Source organism: Acidovorax sp. 1608163 (genome assembly GCF_003669015.1).
GTDB lineage: Bacteria > Pseudomonadota > Gammaproteobacteria > Burkholderiales > Burkholderiaceae_C > Acidovorax.
Window position 1 is genome coordinate 2,569,265 of record NZ_CP033069.1, and the last position, 14,789, is coordinate 2,584,053.

General features: G+C 65.1%; 14 protein-coding genes. 11 read left to right on the forward strand and 3 right to left on the reverse strand.

Features of this window, described 5'->3' with window-relative positions; all coding sequences use genetic code 11:
* Positions 1-51 precede the first annotated feature (51 nt).
* Positions 52-2,271, forward strand: a complete 2,220-nt coding sequence (locus EAG14_RS11450; RefSeq protein ID WP_121728918.1) for an ATP-binding protein — start codon at positions 52-54, stop codon at positions 2,269-2,271.
* A complete protein-coding gene (locus tag EAG14_RS11455; RefSeq protein WP_121728919.1) occupies positions 2,255-3,007 on the forward strand; it encodes an RluA family pseudouridine synthase in 753 nt (250 codons plus the stop codon). The genes EAG14_RS11450 and EAG14_RS11455 overlap by 17 nt, the downstream gene beginning before the upstream one ends.
* A gap of 162 nt (positions 3,008-3,169) precedes the next feature.
* On the opposite strand, the gene EAG14_RS11460 is transcribed toward EAG14_RS11455, so the two are convergent.
* On the reverse strand, positions 3,170-3,613 hold the full coding sequence (locus EAG14_RS11460; protein WP_162995974.1) for a DUF4902 domain-containing protein: 444 nt from the start codon (positions 3,611-3,613) through the stop codon (positions 3,170-3,172).
* An 87-nt stretch (positions 3,614-3,700) separates the two neighbouring features.
* Positions 3,701-4,414 (reverse strand): autoinducer binding domain-containing protein, encoded by a 714-nt coding sequence (locus tag EAG14_RS11465; RefSeq protein ID WP_099741011.1) that lies wholly within the window; start codon positions 4,412-4,414, stop codon positions 3,701-3,703.
* Between the two features lie 232 nt (positions 4,415-4,646).
* Here EAG14_RS11465 and EAG14_RS11470 point away from each other — a divergent pair, with 232 nt between their 5' ends.
* Genes EAG14_RS11470 through EAG14_RS11490 form a run of 5 tightly spaced genes read left to right on the forward strand, consistent with a single transcriptional unit; the run spans position 4,647 to position 9,715 of the window.
* Positions 4,647-5,201 (forward strand): acyl-homoserine-lactone synthase, encoded by a 555-nt coding sequence (locus EAG14_RS11470; RefSeq protein ID WP_099655296.1) that lies wholly within the window; start codon positions 4,647-4,649, stop codon positions 5,199-5,201.
* A 28-nt stretch (positions 5,202-5,229) separates the two neighbouring features.
* Entirely contained in the window at positions 5,230-5,904 is a 675-nt protein-coding gene (gene cysC / locus EAG14_RS11475) for an adenylyl-sulfate kinase (RefSeq protein WP_121728921.1), read from the forward strand.
* On the forward strand, positions 5,901-6,932 hold the full coding sequence (locus EAG14_RS11480) for a hypothetical protein (RefSeq protein WP_240456759.1): 1,032 nt from the start codon (positions 5,901-5,903) through the stop codon (positions 6,930-6,932). The genes cysC and EAG14_RS11480 overlap by 4 nt, the downstream gene beginning before the upstream one ends.
* Positions 6,929-8,008, forward strand: a complete 1,080-nt coding sequence (locus EAG14_RS11485; protein ID WP_121728922.1) for a sulfotransferase — start codon at positions 6,929-6,931, stop codon at positions 8,006-8,008. Before EAG14_RS11480 ends, EAG14_RS11485 begins: the two co-directional genes overlap by 4 nt.
* A gap of 54 nt (positions 8,009-8,062) precedes the next feature.
* A complete protein-coding gene (locus EAG14_RS11490; protein WP_121728923.1) occupies positions 8,063-9,715 on the forward strand; it encodes a methyl-accepting chemotaxis protein in 1,653 nt (550 codons plus the stop codon).
* A 158-nt stretch (positions 9,716-9,873) separates the two neighbouring features.
* Here the strand turns inward: EAG14_RS11490 and EAG14_RS11495 are convergent, their stop codons facing one another.
* The gene (locus EAG14_RS11495; RefSeq protein ID WP_121728924.1) at positions 9,874-10,839 is read right to left on the reverse strand and encodes an EamA family transporter; all 966 of its coding nucleotides are present in this window, start codon (positions 10,837-10,839) and stop codon (positions 9,874-9,876) included.
* A 102-nt stretch (positions 10,840-10,941) separates the two neighbouring features.
* Between EAG14_RS11495 and EAG14_RS11500 the strand changes: the two genes are divergently transcribed.
* The 4 genes from EAG14_RS11500 (at position 10,942) to EAG14_RS11515 (ending at position 14,707) form a co-directional block, all read left to right on the forward strand.
* Positions 10,942-11,517, forward strand: a complete 576-nt coding sequence (locus tag EAG14_RS11500) for a MarR family winged helix-turn-helix transcriptional regulator (RefSeq protein ID WP_121728925.1) — start codon at positions 10,942-10,944, stop codon at positions 11,515-11,517.
* Between the two features lie 94 nt (positions 11,518-11,611).
* Positions 11,612-12,373: an SDR family NAD(P)-dependent oxidoreductase gene (locus tag EAG14_RS11505; RefSeq protein ID WP_121728926.1), complete on the forward strand. Its 762-nt coding sequence runs from the start codon at positions 11,612-11,614 to the stop codon at positions 12,371-12,373.
* A gap of 89 nt (positions 12,374-12,462) precedes the next feature.
* Entirely contained in the window at positions 12,463-13,647 is a 1,185-nt protein-coding gene (gene bktB / locus EAG14_RS11510; protein WP_121730433.1) for a beta-ketothiolase BktB, read from the forward strand.
* 70 nt (positions 13,648-13,717) lie between these two features.
* Positions 13,718-14,707 (forward strand): tripartite tricarboxylate transporter substrate binding protein, encoded by a 990-nt coding sequence (locus tag EAG14_RS11515; protein ID WP_121728927.1) that lies wholly within the window; start codon positions 13,718-13,720, stop codon positions 14,705-14,707.
* The last annotated feature ends 82 nt before the right edge of the window (positions 14,708-14,789 follow it).

Below are 14,789 nucleotides of genomic sequence, written 5' to 3' on the forward strand. Positions count from 1 at the left end.
CCGAGACCCTTTGCAGGGCCCCAACCGCAGGGATTTATCGCGCCAAGCCCCATGAGCCAACCGGACCTCTCCTTTTTGCTGAACGCTGAGCCAGGCAATGCCCAGCCACCTGTGCCTGCCGAGCGCCGCAAGGCCGACCGCCCCAAGGGCTCGGTGGCGGCTCTGATTGCCGAGCTGCGCGCCTCCCAGGCAGAGCTGGAAGGCCAGAACAAGGTGCTGCGCTACAGCCAGACAGTGGCCGAGAGTGCGTCGGAGCGGTTCGAGACCCTGTTCTCCAGCGTGCCGCTGGCGCTGATGGTGGTGGACGAATACGACATGGTGGTGCAGGCCAATTCAATGGCGCACCGGTCGTTTCAGCCCACCGAGCGCGACCGCCCCCTCACCGCGCTGATGCCTTTTGTCTCGGAAGCCGATGCACCGCGTGTGCGCGCCGCGTTCGAGCAAGCGCAGGCCGAGGGGCACAGTGAGGTGACCGAGGTGGTCTTCCCCATCGGCCCCCAGGTGCACATCACCGGCGACCTGCACATTGCGCGCATCGAGGCGGCACAGGACGACGGTACTGTGCAGCTGCAGTTTTTGTGCGCCGTGATTGACCAAGGCCCGCTGCTGGCCGAGCGCCATGCGCTGCAGCAAAGCGCATTGGCCGTGCAGCAACGCAATGAACAGCTCCACGCCAGCGAAAAGCGGCTGGAGGCCGTGATCAACTCGGCGCTGGACGCCATCATTTGCGTAGACCAGCACGGGCTGATTACCGTCTTCAACCCCACAGCGGCGGCCCTGTTCCAGTGCAGCGCACAAGACGCACTGGGCAGCCCGCTGGAGCGATTTTTGCCCGCGGCCGGGCAAGCCATGGCATTTGCCCAGCTCACCACCCAGGCCATGCTGGGCGAGATGATGGCCTGCACGGCCAGCGCCAAAGAACTGGCGGTGGAGGTGAGCGTGTCGTTTGAGCGCCATGCCGAGGGCGAGACCACCACCGTGTTTGCGCGCGACCTGACGGGCCGCAAAAAGACCGAGGCGCACCGCAACGAGCTGGAGGCGCAGCTGCGCGAATCCCACAAGATGCAGGCGGTGGGCACCATGGCGGGCGGTATCGCGCACGACTTCAACAACATCCTGAGCGCGATTTTGGGGAACGTGGAGTTGGCCAAAGCCGACTGCGGCCCAGGTTCTTCCGCGCTGGAGAGCCTGCTGGAGATTGAAAAAGCCGGGCGACGGGCGCGCGACCTAGTGCGTCAGATTCTGACCTTCAGCCGCAACGAGCCCCCCCGGCGCACCGCCGTGGCGCTGGCAGAAGTGGCGCACGACACCGAGCGCCTGCTGCGCGTGACCCTGCCCCCGGCCATTGAGCTGCACATGCACCTGCCCACCGGCCTGCCCCCGGTGCTGGCAGATGCCACGCAGGTGGAGCAAGCCCTGCTGAACCTGTGCACGAACGCCATCCAATCGATGGGCAGCGCCAGAGGCAGCATCCACGTCGAAGCGGTGGCCATCCAACCAGACCAGCGCCTGAGCGAGCGCCTGGGCTTGGCCACCGCCGACTATGTGGCACTGAGCGTGCGCGACACCGGCCCCGGCATGGATGCCGCCACGCTGCAGCGCATTTTTGAGCCCTTCTTCACCACCAAGCCCGTAGGCCAGGGCACGGGCCTGGGCCTGGCTGTGGTGCACGGCGTAATGCGCACGCACGAAGGCGCGGTGGATGTGCAAAGCACGCCAGGCGAAGGCAGCCGCTTCACGCTGTACTTTCCGGTGGCCCGGCCTGAGCAGGCGGCAGAGCCAGCACCACCCGCCGCCGCCCTGCCCGGCCCAGAGGCACCAAACCCGGCCCCCGAGCCCGCCACGGAGACACCAGCCACAACCCCTGCCAACGTACAGGCTCCCCGGGCCCACCACGTCATGTATGTGGACGACGACGAGGCCCTGGTGTTTCTGGTGCAGCGGCTGCTGCGCAGGCGGGGCTACCGCGTCAGCGGGTTTACAGACCCCCACGAAGCCACGGCAGCGCTGCGGGCCCAGCCGCAGGACTATGACCTGCTGGTGACCGACTACAACATGCCGGGCTTCTGCGGCGTGGACCTGGTGCGCGAAGCCAGGCTGATTCGGCCTGACCTGCCCGTGGCCCTGGCCTCGGGCTATGTGACGGCAGAGATTGAACAGGCGGCATTGGCTGAAGGTGCACGCGCACTCATCCACAAGCCCAATGATGTGGAAGAGCTGTGTGCCACCGTGCACCAGCTGGTGCATGGCGACAATGCGCCCCCTCGCTGAAGAGCACGGTGGCGCACAGGCCACCGCGCAACCCGCCACTGCTGCGCCCTTTGCCATACCCCCAGCCCCCCCGGCACTGGCAGTCCCTGCCGGGGTGCAGGCGGTGTACGAAGACGAGCACCTGCTGGTGCTGCACAAGCCCGCAGGCCTGCTGTGCGTGCCCGGCCGTGGCGAGGACAAGCAGGACTGCCTGAGCGCCCGGGCGCACATGCGCTGGCCCGGTGCCCTCATCGTGCACCGGCTGGACCAAGCCACATCCGGGCTGGTGCTGATGGCCCGCAGCCTGGCGGTGCAACGCCAGTTGAGCGAGGCGTTTGCCACGCGGCAAGTGCAAAAGCGCTACGTCGCCGTGGTGCAGGGTGCCCTGGGCCAGCCCCAGTGCCCACCCGAAGGCCCCTGGCAACTGATTGACCTGCCCATTGCCGCAGACTGGGAGCGCCGCCCCCTGCGCGTGGTGGACGCCACCACCGGCAAACCCAGTCAGACCCACTGGCGGGCCGTGGGCTACGACAGCGCACAGCACACCACCCGCGTGGAGCTGGAGCCCCTGACCGGGCGCACCCACCAACTGCGCGTGCACCTGAGCGCCCTGGGCCACCCTATTGTGGGCGACACGCTGTATGCACCACCGCCGCACCACCCCGGCCAGCGCCTGCTGCTGCATGCGCGCGAACTGGGCTTTGCCCACCCGGTCCACGCTGCCTGGTGCCACGTGGTGGTGGCAGAAGAGTTTTAGTGTTTTATGCCCCTACCGCTTTAAATACAAGCGCTAGAAGCTATTATTTCAATAGCAAATTGACAAGCAGGTGGGGTCAAGCATCAGCCCAGAGATCCTGCCCCCGCTGGTGCTCTGCAGCCAAGAGACGCCGAGAGCGTGGCAGCGCAATCACAGCGTCCCTTACGGCAAGGCGCAATGACCCACAGGTGCATCCACCACCCCAAGCCCAGGCGATAGCCCCACCGCCCGCACCAAATGGTCCTGCCAAGGCAGGGCATCCACCACCGTGGCCAGCAACTCCAGATTTTTGATCCACCCCGTGTCGCCCCCTGCGGCATAAACCAGCATGACATTGGTGCGCGGCTGCCCCAATCGGGCCCACTGGAACGTCTGTTGCGCCTGCGACAACTGCAGTTGCCAGTCCCAGCCGATCGAGACGGCAGGTGACGAGGCACTGACCCACTCGGTGTAGCCGCTGATCACGGTCTCGCGCCCGCACTCTCGCAGCGCAACGGGGCAGGCGCCCGCCAATTCGGTGTCCACCCCAGACACCAAGTGTGCGATAGGCAAAGACAGCAGCTCGTCAATCGACAAGCGCAGCAGACCGTCAGACGACAGCTGCATGGCCCGCTGCCTGTGGTGAATGAGGTCGCTGCACGCCGCCTGCACCACGCAAGGCGCGTGGGCTGCGCGGGTTTCGAGCAAGGGCCATCAGCCCAGCAAACCCAGCATGGCCGCGCGCACGGTGGCCGCCGTCTTGTTGGTGGTCTGCAGCTTGAACACCGCGTTTTTCACGTGAAAGTTGACCGTGTTTTCCGACACATCCAGCAGCGAAGAAATATCGGCAGACGTCTTGCCATCGGCAGTCCATTTGAGCACCTCGATTTCTCTGGCGGTCAAGTTGGGCTGCATCTGCTCAGCTTGCCGTGTGGTGAAAATCCGCGACAGCACCACATGCGCCATGTGCGCCAGCCACCGCATCTTCATCTCGTTGTGGTCCACCTCTTGCGCAGTCAAGGCCTCGCCAGACCGGGCCAGAGTCAGCATCCCCCGCACCCCGCCCCCATCAATGCAGGCCTTGGCCCACCCAAAGCGCAAACCAAACGAACGCGCATCCTCCCAAAAATCCTGCGCCTGTGCAAACACCTCATCCGTCCACACCAGTGGCGTGTTTTTGCGGCAGCCGTGCTGCACCGTGGGGTCGATCTGCACATAGCCTTGCCGCGCATAGCGCTCCTGCCATTCAACGGGGTAGTTGTTGAGCAGGATGGTGCGAGGGTTGGACAAGGGCAATGGCACACGCAGCCCGTAGGCGCAGTAGTCAAAGCCCAACGACCGCGCAGCAGACTCGATCCTGCGGAACACCTCATGCTCCGACTGCGCCTGGTCGAGCACATCCAACAAATCCTCTTGCCAGCTTGTCATAGGGACTCCACCCACGGGCCAAAACCACAGCACGCCGGGGCCATGCAAACCAATGACCAGCCGGGGCAAAACGTTATCAAATTGTTACGTTTAGAGCATTTTGGCGCTTGCAATGCATTTTGGCGAGTGGATTTTTGCAGCCCAGGCCGCCCAGCACCACCTACCAAAGTTGGTAGTTACAAATCTCTTTGCGCAATTCTCTAATGACTCAAACATCTGAGAGGGAATTGACATGCGCATCACTTCGGGTTGTTCTGCAGAACTGCGCCCTCCGCTCATGACCCGCCTGGCCCGCTACCGGCACCGCGTGTTTGTAGAAACACTGGGCTGGCAGCTGCAATGCCGCGATGCACTGGAGTGGGACCAGTTTGACCGCGACGACACCCTGTATGTGATTGCCCAGAACGCAGCGGGCGACGTGATCGGCACGGCACGCCTGCTTCCCACCACGCGCCCCTACCTGCTGTCTGAAGTGTTTCCGGTGCTGCTCAACGGCGCAGACCCACCCCAATCGCCCACCGTGTGGGAGCTGTCCCGCTTTGCGGCGGTGGACTTTGGGGGCACCACGGGCTCAGCCCTGGACCAGTTCTCCTCCCCCATCACCACCGGCCTGCTGCATGCCGCCAGCCGCTGCGCCATGGCCCAGGGCGCGCAGCGCATGGTGACGGTGTCACCCCTGGGGGTGGAGCGCCTGCTGCGCCGCACGGGCTTTCAGTCACACCGGCTGGGCCCGCCCATGGTCGTCAATCAGCAGCCTTTGTTTGCCTGCTCCATTCAATGCCAATAGCCCAAATAGCCCATCACCCATCGCCCCCATGAATGCCCTGCCCCACACCTTACGCTCGGCCATAGACGCGGCTGCGGACCCAGCGCCCGCCAGCGCTGCGCCGGTGCGGATGATCGTGCCACACGCTGGGCACATCACGGCGCACCTGCGCCAGCACTTGCTGCAGCAGCGCCCGGTCACGGTGTGGTTCACCGGGCTCAGCGGTGCAGGAAAATCGACCCTGGCCTACGCGCTGGAGGAGCGCCTGCACCACAGCGGCTACGCCAGCTTTGTGCTCGATGGCGACAACCTGCGGCACCGCCTGAACAAAGACCTGGGCTTCAGCGCCCGCGAGCGCACCGAGAACATCCGCCGCGTGGCCGAAGTGGCAGCCCTGATGAACGAGGCTGGCCTGATGGTGTTCACCGCACTCATATCGCCCCAGCAGGAGGACCGCGCCATGGCCCGCGCCATCGTGGGTGCAGATCGGTTCATGGAGGTGCACGTCAGCACGCCCCTGGAGGTGTGTGAGGAGCGCGACCCCAAAGGCCTGTACGACAAAGCCCGCGCAGGTGTCATTCCCCATTTCACAGGGGTCTCGGCGCCTTATGAGGCGCCCGCAGCCCCCGACCTCACGCTCAACACCGCAGGCATCAGCCTGGAGTCCGCCACCCAGCAGGTGCTGAACCTGCTCGTCCAACGTGGCTTCATGCCCGTGCCATGACCACACCCGACCACACCAGCCCCGAGGGCGCGACGCCGCCGCCCCAAGCACAGGCCGCGCCCACGGCGTACGACCTGTTCAACGGGGATGCCGATGGACTGTGCGCGCTGCACCAGTTGCGCACGCTGCAGCCACGTGACGCGGTGCTCCTGTCTGGCACCAAGCGCGACATTGCGCTGTTTGACCTGCTGCCCCAGGGGTGCCCACTGGAAGTGACGGCGCTGGATATTTCGTGGGATCGCAATGCCCACAGCGCAGTCCAGGTGCTGGAGGCCGGCGGCAGCGTGACCTATTTTGACCACCACGCCGCGCAAACACTGGTGCGCCACCCACGGCTGCAAAGCCACATCGATACGTCTGCCCAGGTCTGCACCAGCATGCTGGTAGACCGGCATTTGAAGGGTGCCATGCACCAGTGGGCCATCGTGGCGGCCTATGGCGACAACCTGGAAGCCGTGGCCGACCAGATGGCCCGCGCGCACGGCTGCACCGCAGGCACACGGGGTGCCCTGGCGCAGCTGGGCTACCTGCTGAACTACAACGCCTATGGCGAGAGCACGGAAGACCTGCACTTTCACCCCACGCAGCTGTACCGCTCGCTGCACCGCTTCGAAAGCCCGCTGGACTTCATCGCAAAAGCCTATGAATACCGGCGCCTGCTGGAAGGCCACGCCGACGACCAGCGTGCCGTGCACGACCTGCAGCCCTACGCCAGCCACCCCCGTGCCTGCGTGTACGTGCTGCCCGACAAACCTTGGGCCCGGCGCCTGTGCGGGTCGTTGGCCAACCAGCTGGTGGCGGGCCATGGCGGACAGTCGGTGGCCGTGCTCACGCCCCGCTCGGACGGGCATTTTCTGGTGAACCTGCGCATGGGCTCGGCCAGCACCCGCCGCGCCGATCTGTTTTGCAGCCGCTACCCCGCTGGCGGCGGGCGCCACGCGGCGGGGGGCATCGACCGGCTGCCTCCTGGCGATGTGGAGCACTTCATCCAAGACCTTTTTCAACACCTACAGGAGCACGCCGCATGAGCCACACCACGGATGCCACACCCTCCAGGCCACTTCCGCTGCTGATGGTGCCGCTGCGGCGCTGCGGCAGCCATGCACTGCGCCTGCGGCTGAACGTGAGCCCCGCGTTCCACTCGCCCTACCCACTGCACATCGTGGACTTCATGCCCCTGGTACCGCTGTACGGCGACCTGGCCGATGACGGCGCCTACCGACAGCTGGTGAAAGACGTGGTGGGCCTGCAAGCCGCCATCATGGTGAAGTGGCCGGGCGTTCACTTCGACGCCGACGAGATTTTTGAGGCACTGCGCCACGCGCCACGCAGCGTGCACCGCATCGTGTGGGAGCTGCTGCTGCGCAGCGGTGAGCAGCATGGCGCGAGCGTGGTCATGGACAAGTCCCTGGACAGCATCCACTACGCGTCCGAGTTGATGGCGCTGTACCCGCAGATGCGCTTTTTGAACGTGGTGCGCGACCCCAGGGCGCAGGTGGCGTCCATGAACCGCGCCATCATCCATGACTTCGACACCACGCTCAATGCACAGGCCTGGGTCAAGGCCCACAGCGCCGGGCGCGCATTGGCCGCCAGCCACCCAGACCGCGTGCTCACCATCCGCTACGAAGACTTTCTGAGCGACCAGGAGAGCACCCTGCGGCGGGTCTGCCAATTCATCGGCCTCGAATTTCTGCCCGCCATGCTGGACATTGGCGCATCGCAAGAGGCCCGGGAGCTGTCCAGCATGTCGGCCCTGTGGGAGTCCAACTGTTTCGCCCCCATTGCGGCCAACAAGGACAAGTTCAAGTCGCAGCTGACGCTGCACGAGATCGAAACCATCGAAACCCTGGCGCGCGAACACATGCAGCACTACGGCTACGAACCCATGACACCTGCCCAAGCCCCGCTGCCTGACGCCGCCGTCCTCGAACAATGCCGCGCGCAATCGGCACGGCTGCGCCATCTGGCGTGGGAGCAGTTGCGGCTCAACGCCCCCAGCGACTATGCCGCCCGCCGTGTCCGGGCCGAGTATCTGGAGCGGGTGCACCAACGCCTGCTGGCCCACAGCCCCGACCAGACCAGCCTGGAACCCGCAGCCTGACGCACCACCCACCTGCCCGCCCCTTCTGCTTTCTGAGTACCCCCTGGAGACACCATGCGCATCAAAGACCTGAAACTGGGCATTCGCCTCGGAGTAGCCTTTGGGCTGCTGCTGCTCATCACCATCGGCATTGCAGCGATGGGCATCGCCAACATCTCGGCATTGCAAAAGAGCAATGAACACATCGCAACCTCAGAGCTCAAACGCCAGGACCTGGTCCAGCAGTGGCAGACCGACATCCAGATGAACTGGCTGCGCACCGAGGCCTTGCTCAAGGCCAACGACGCGCAGTACACCGCCAAGCTCAAGAAAGACATGTCGGGCGTGGTGGAGGTGCAGAGCAAGCGGATGGACGAGGTGCGCAACTACCTGCTGCCCGGCAAAGAGAAGGACCTGTACGACCAGGCCATTGCAGCGCGCGATGCTTACCGGGTCAAGCGCACCGAGCTGGTGAAAGCCAAGGAAGCCGGGCAGGACGTGGCAGCACAAACCGATACCAACCTCGCACCGGTGTTCAACCAATACTCCGGCGTGCTGCAGCAGCTCACCCAGACCCTGGACGAAGGCGTGAATGCAACGCTGAAAGAAACCACCGGCCAAGCGCAAAACAGCATGTTGTGGGTGGGCAGCAGCACTGTGCTGGCGATTGTGGTGGGCTTGTTCCTCGCGTACTGGACCACCCACTCCATCACCTTGCCGGTGCAGCAGGCTGTGAATGCCACCACCGCCATCGCCGCGGGCGACCTGGCCACCCCCATTCCGCAAGGGGCCAAGGACGAACCCGGCCAGTTGCTGACCGAGCTGGCCATCATGCGCAACAAGCTCGCTGAGATTGTGTCCAACGTGCGCCAGAGCGCAGAGAGCGTCTCCACCGCCAGTGCCGAAATCTCACAGGGCAACCACGATCTGTCTGCCCGCACAGAACGCCAGGCCAGTGCGCTGGAGGAAACCGCTGCCTCCATGGAAGAGCTGGGCTCTACCGTGCGCCAAAACTCAGACAGCGCGCAGGCCGCCAACAAGCTGGCCACAAACGCCAACACCGTGGCCGTGCAAGGGGGTGAAGTGGTGGCGCAGGTGGTTGAGACCATGAAAGGCATCAACGACAGCTCGCGAAAAATCGCAGACATCATCAGCGTGATCGATGGCATCGCCTTTCAGACCAACATCCTGGCGCTGAACGCCGCCGTGGAAGCGGCGCGCGCGGGCGAGCAGGGCCGGGGCTTTGCCGTGGTGGCCAGCGAGGTGCGCGGCCTGGCTGGCCGTTCGGCCGAGGCCGCCAAAGAGATCAAACAACTCATTTCTGCCAGCGTGACCCGCGTGGAGCAAGGCACGGCGCTGGTCGACAAGGCGGGCCTGACGATGACCGAGGTGGTCACCTCGATCCGGCGCGTGACGGACATCGTTCGTGAAATCAGCGCGGCCAGTGCCGAGCAAAGTGACGGCGTGGGACAGGTGGGCGAGGCCGTGATGCAAATGGACCAGGCCACGCAGCAAAACGCGGCCCTGGTGGAAGAGATGGCAGCCGCCGCCAGCAGCATGAAAACCCAGGCACAAGAGCTGGTGGATGCGGTGGCGGTGTTCCGGCTGGAGCAGAGCAGCGCCGCCTTGGCATCGCGCACACCCCACCACGCCAGCGCGCCCGCGCTGGCCACAGCCCAGCTGCGGCCAGCCCCCTCGGTCAGGCCACGCGCGATTGCGGCGAGCTGACGCCCTGCCCCCAAGAAGCCCCTGCCGTCCAACAGCTCAGGGGCGCGGCACCAACACCACCGTTGGCACCGCGCCGGGCAACTTTGAACAGGTTGTGGGAATGTGCAGCCGCCAGAGACCGCAGAGGCACACGGCGCGGTGATTCGTGCAGAGGTTCTCTATCGCTTGGGCCGCGATACAGACCACTGCACCACGCCAATACAGACCAGCACGGTGCACATCCCCACCAGCGACCAACCGGCCAATGCTTGCCCCAGCAAGGCCCAGCCCAGCACCACGGCCGCCACGGGGCTGAGCAGGCCCAGCGATGCCACCGCCACCGAGGGCAAGCGGGCAATGCCCCGGAACCACAGCGCATAAGCCACTAGCGCACCGGCAATGCAAAGGTAGGCGTAGCCCAGCACGTTCATGCCGGTGAGCGCGGGCAAAGGCGGGTCGGCCCACCAAGCCACGGGCAGCAGCATGGCCCCGCCCAGCAGCAGTTGCCAGCCGGTAAAGGCCAGCACGGGCAATTGCGTTTGCCACTTGCGTGACCAAAAGGTGCCTGCTGCCATGCTCAGCGTGCCAGCCAGCGCGGCGGCCACGCCCAGCGGGTCCCACACCGTGCCGGGGGCCACCAGCAGCAGGGCCATGCCAACCACCCCCACAGCGCCCGCCAGCAGCACCGTGCGTGCGGGGCGCAGCTTGTCTACGCCCCAGGCAAAGCCCATCACCAGCAGCGGCTGCACCGCACCCACCACGGCCGCCACGCCACCCGGCAAACGGTAGGCCGCCACAAACAACATGGCTTGAAAGAACCCGATGTTCAGCGCCGCCAGCACCAGCAAGCGCAGCCAGCTGTGCGCTGCGGGCCAGCGCCGGCACCACAGCACCAGCAACAGGCCCGCAGGCAGTGCACGCAGCACGGCCGCGGTGAAGGGCCGGTCAGGCGGCAACAGCTCGGTGGTGACGATGTAGGTCGATCCCCAGATGAGTGGCGCCAGTGCCGTCAACAGCACATCCAGCGGGCCAGCTGCTGGGTGAGCAGGGGCGCGCACGGTGGCCGAAGCCTGTACAGAAGCCGCCCCCACCCCGTGGGACCACGGTGCTTGCGAGGGCGTAAGGGTGGAAGGCCGAGAGTGCATGGGTCGATGTTTCAAAAGCAAATGGACAAAGGTATTAATTACCTTGAATTCAAGATAAAACGATACCATAAAATCTTGAAATCAAGACAATATCCAATCACCATGCCCCCCACCCGCCCTGCCCGCCCCACCGATGCGGTCGATGACATCCTGGCCCAGTGGCAGCGAGAAAGGCCCGACCTGGACGTGAGTCCCATGGGCATCATTGGCCGCCTCAACCGCTGCACCGCCTTGCTGATGCGCAAGGTGGAAGAGGTCTTTGCCCAGTTCGATCTGAGCGCCTGGGAGTTCGACATGCTGGCAGCCCTGCGCCGCTCAGGTGCGCCCTACAGCTTGGCGCCCACCACGTTGTTTTCCACGCTCATGGTCACCTCAGGCACCATGACACACCGCATGCAGCGGCTGGAGGGCCGAGGCTTGGTCGCACGGTTGCCCAACCCCAGCGATGCGCGCAGCTCGCTGGTGCAACTCACCAGTGCGGGGCTGGACTTGATCGACCGGGCTGTGGAGGCCCACGTTGCCAACGAACACCGTCTGCTGGCACCGCTGAAGGCGGCCGATCTTGCGGCCCTGGAGCACCGCCTGTCTTTGCTGCTGCACACGCTGGAGCCAGACCATGAACCAGCGCAAAGCCAAGACAACCGACTCAGCCCGACCGAGGCGGCTGGCACGAAGTAGAGGCAGCCAAGGCAAGGGGCGCAAGGCTTTGCGCGCCATCATGCGGGGGCAATCCCCATGCAGCAAATGCGGCACATGACGGTACGATGCTCGCATGCCTCCAACACAGCTTTTTATCCTCACCGGCGCATCGCGCGGCATGGGCTTGGCCATGGCGCAGCAATTGCTCAAACCACACCACACCGTGGTCTGCATCGCGCGCCACAGCAACCCAGACCTGACGGCCGCTGCCATGGCCTCTGACGTGGCGCTGGAACAGTGGCAGCAAGACCTGTCGCGCGGCCAGGCCGCTGCCGAGCATTTGCGGACCTGGCTGAAGAAGCAGGCGCCCGACGCCTTCACCAGCGCCACGCTGATCAACAACGCAGGCGTCATCCCCCGCATTACCCCCTTGTCTGACAGCGACCCCGCCGACCTGGCCAATGCCCTGCGCGTGGGGCTGGAGGCGCCCATGCAGCTCACGGCGGCTTTCCTGCACGCCACCGCAGACTGGGCCGTGCCGCGCAAGGTGCTCAATATTTCGTCTGGGCTGGGCCGTCGGGCCATGGCCTCGCAGGCGGCCTACTGCGCGGCCAAGGCGGGCATGGACCACTTCACCCGCTGCCTGGCACTGGACGAAGCGGCCAAGCCCCATGGCGCCAAGGTATGCTCGCTGGCTCCTGGTGTGATCGACACCGACATGCAGGTGCAACTGCGCGGCGCACCCACCGCAGACTTCCCTGATGCACCCAACTTTGCCCACCTCAAGAGTGGTGGGCTGCTGACCTCGCCCGCCGATGCCGCCACCCGCGTGCTCGCCTGGCTGGACCGCGCAGACTTTGGCACCCAACCCGTGGCCGATGTGCGCGAGGGCTGAGCCAGCCCGATCTTTTGCTCCATTTTTTATAGCTGCTAGCGCTTATAGATAAAGCGCTAGCGGCCCATTTCATTTGAAAGGACTTGATCATGAGCCGTGAAGTCGTCGTCGTGAGCGCAGTGCGCACCGCCATTGGTACGTTTGGCGGCAGCCTCAAAGATGTGGCCCCCACCGAGCTGGGAGCCCTGGTGGTGCGTGAATCCCTGGCCCGCGCCAACGTGGAAGGCAAGGACGTGGGCCACGTGGTGTTTGGCCACGTGGTCAACACCGAGCCCAAGGACATGTACCTCTCGCGCGTGGCCGCTATCCAAGGCGGCTGCGGCGAAGGCACGCCCGCCTACAACGTCAACCGCCTGTGCGGCTCGGGCCTGCAGGCCATCGTCAACGCCAGCCAGTCCATCTTGCTGGGCGACGCCGACGTAGCGATTGGTGCCGGTGCCGAGAACATGAGCCGCGTGCCCTTTGCCAGCCTGAACATGCGCTGGGGCGCCCGCATGGGCGACACCAAGATGGTGGACATGATGATCGGCGCGCTGCACGACCCCTTCCACAACATCCACATGGGTGTGACGGCGGAGAACATTGCCGCCAAGTGGGGCATCACCCGCGAAGACCAGGACAAGCTGGCCGTAGAAAGCCACAACCGCGCCGAGCGCGCCACGCAGGCTGGCGTGTTCAAGGACCAGATCGTCCCCGTCACCTTGAAGAGCAAGAAGGGCGACGTGCAGTACGCCACCGACGAGCACTTCCGCCCCGGCGCCACGCTGGAAGACATGGCCAAGCTCAAGCCAGTCTTCATCAAGGAAAACGGCTCGGTGACCGCAGGCAACGCATCGGGCATCAACGACGCCGCCGCCGCCGTGGTGCTGATGGAAGCCAGTGCCGCCAAGGCGCGCGGTGCCAAGCCCCTGGCCCGCTTGGTGGCCTACGCCCATGCGGGCGTGGACCCCAAATACATGGGCATTGGCCCCGTGCCTGCCACGCAACTGGCGCTGAAAAAAGCGGGCCTCACCGTCAACGACCTGGACGTGATCGAAGCCAACGAAGCCTTTGCGGCCCAGGCCTGCGCCGTGACCAAGGACCTGGGCCTGGACCCGGCCAAGGTCAACCCCAATGGCTCGGGCATTTCGCTGGGCCACCCCATCGGCGCCACCGGTGCACTCATCACCGTCAAGGCCATCCATGAGCTGCAACGCATTCAGGGCCGCTACGCACTGGTGACCATGTGCATTGGTGGCGGCCAGGGCATTGCCGCCATTTTTGAGCGCCTGTAATGCGCACCTGCATCAGCGCTGATGGCTGACCATTGAACACTGACCATTGAACCGACGGAGACACCCTCACATGATTCGCGCACTGATTTCCTTCACCGCCCTGGCCTTGGCCCTGGGCAGCACCGCGCAGGCCCAGACAGCCGCCTCGGCCCCGGCGGGCGCATACCCCAGCAAGCCCGTGCGCTTGATCGTGCCCTTCCCACCCGGCGGGGGCACCGACATCCTCTCGCGCCTGATGGCCACCAAGCTCACCGAGCAGGCCAAGTGGACCGTGGTGGCGGACAACAAGGCGGGCGCAGGCGGCACCATCGGCATCACCGAAGCCGTGAAGGCCGCACCCACCGGCTACGACCTGGTCATGGGCCAGAAGGACAACCTGGTGATCGGCCCCTGGCTGTACAAAAACCTGCCATGGGACCCCACCAAAGACCTGACGGCTGTGGCCCATGTGGCCTACACCCCGGTCATCATCGTGACCAATGCCAACTCCAAATTCAAGACGCTGGCCGATGTGGTGGCCGCCGCCAAGGCCTCGCCAGGCACCGTGACTTACGGATCACCCGGCAACGGCACCTCCATCCACCTGGCAGGCGACCTGTTTGAAAAGGCGGCAGGCATCAAGCTGAGCCACATCCCCTACAAGGGCTCCAACCCAGCTTTGATGGATGCGCTGGCGGGCAATGTGGACCTGCTGGTGTCGTCCCTGCCCTCGGCCATGGGCCAGATCAAATCGGGCAAGCTGCGCCCCCTGGCCGTAACGTCGGCCAAGCGCAGCTCTTCGCTGCCCGACGTGCCCACGGTGGCCGAGTCTGGCTTCAAGGACTTTGATGTGAGCACGTGGTACGGTGTGTTTGCACCCGCAGGCACCCCAGCCGCCGTGGTCACCACGCTCAATACCGAAATCAACAAGCTGCTGGCCACGCCTGACATGAAGGCCGCCATCCAGGCCCAGGGCGCTGAGGCCCAGGCCATGAGCCCTACCCAGCTGAGCACCTTGCTCAAGAACGACTACACCAAGTGGAAGGGCATCGTGGAGGCCTCTGGCGCAAAAATCGAATAACCCCCTGAGGTGCTTCGCACCTTCCCCCTGAAGGGGGACGCACCCGGTGGCCTGGCAGAGCCAGTTCCACGGGTGCACTGGC

Bases quoted from the DNA above. Each gene is read 5' to 3' on its own strand.
- EAG14_RS11505 (WP_121728926.1), top strand. From the start codon at position 11,612: ATGCCTCCAACACAGCTTTTTATCCTCACCGGCGCATCGCGCGGCATG.
- cysC (WP_121728921.1), top strand. From the start codon at position 5,230: ATGAATGCCCTGCCCCACACCTTACGCTCGGCCATAGACGCGGCTGCG.
- bktB (WP_121730433.1), top strand. From the start codon at position 12,463: ATGAGCCGTGAAGTCGTCGTCGTGAGCGCAGTGCGCACCGCCATTGGT.
- EAG14_RS11495 (WP_121728924.1), bottom strand. From the start codon at position 10,839: ATGCACTCTCGGCCTTCCACCCTTACGCCCTCGCAAGCACCGTGGTCC.
- EAG14_RS11500 (WP_121728925.1), top strand. From the start codon at position 10,942: ATGCCCCCCACCCGCCCTGCCCGCCCCACCGATGCGGTCGATGACATC.
- EAG14_RS11480 (WP_240456759.1), top strand. From the start codon at position 5,901: ATGACCACACCCGACCACACCAGCCCCGAGGGCGCGACGCCGCCGCCC.
- EAG14_RS11455 (WP_121728919.1), top strand. From the start codon at position 2,255: ATGCGCCCCCTCGCTGAAGAGCACGGTGGCGCACAGGCCACCGCGCAA.
- EAG14_RS11465 (WP_099741011.1), bottom strand. From the start codon at position 4,414: ATGACAAGCTGGCAAGAGGATTTGTTGGATGTGCTCGACCAGGCGCAG.
- EAG14_RS11485 (WP_121728922.1), top strand. From the start codon at position 6,929: ATGAGCCACACCACGGATGCCACACCCTCCAGGCCACTTCCGCTGCTG.
- EAG14_RS11450 (WP_121728918.1), top strand. From the start codon at position 52: ATGAGCCAACCGGACCTCTCCTTTTTGCTGAACGCTGAGCCAGGCAAT.
- EAG14_RS11490 (WP_121728923.1), top strand. From the start codon at position 8,063: ATGCGCATCAAAGACCTGAAACTGGGCATTCGCCTCGGAGTAGCCTTT.
- EAG14_RS11460 (WP_162995974.1), bottom strand. From the start codon at position 3,613: ATGCAGCTGTCGTCTGACGGTCTGCTGCGCTTGTCGATTGACGAGCTG.
- EAG14_RS11515 (WP_121728927.1), top strand. From the start codon at position 13,718: ATGATTCGCGCACTGATTTCCTTCACCGCCCTGGCCTTGGCCCTGGGC.
- EAG14_RS11470 (WP_099655296.1), top strand. From the start codon at position 4,647: ATGCGCATCACTTCGGGTTGTTCTGCAGAACTGCGCCCTCCGCTCATG.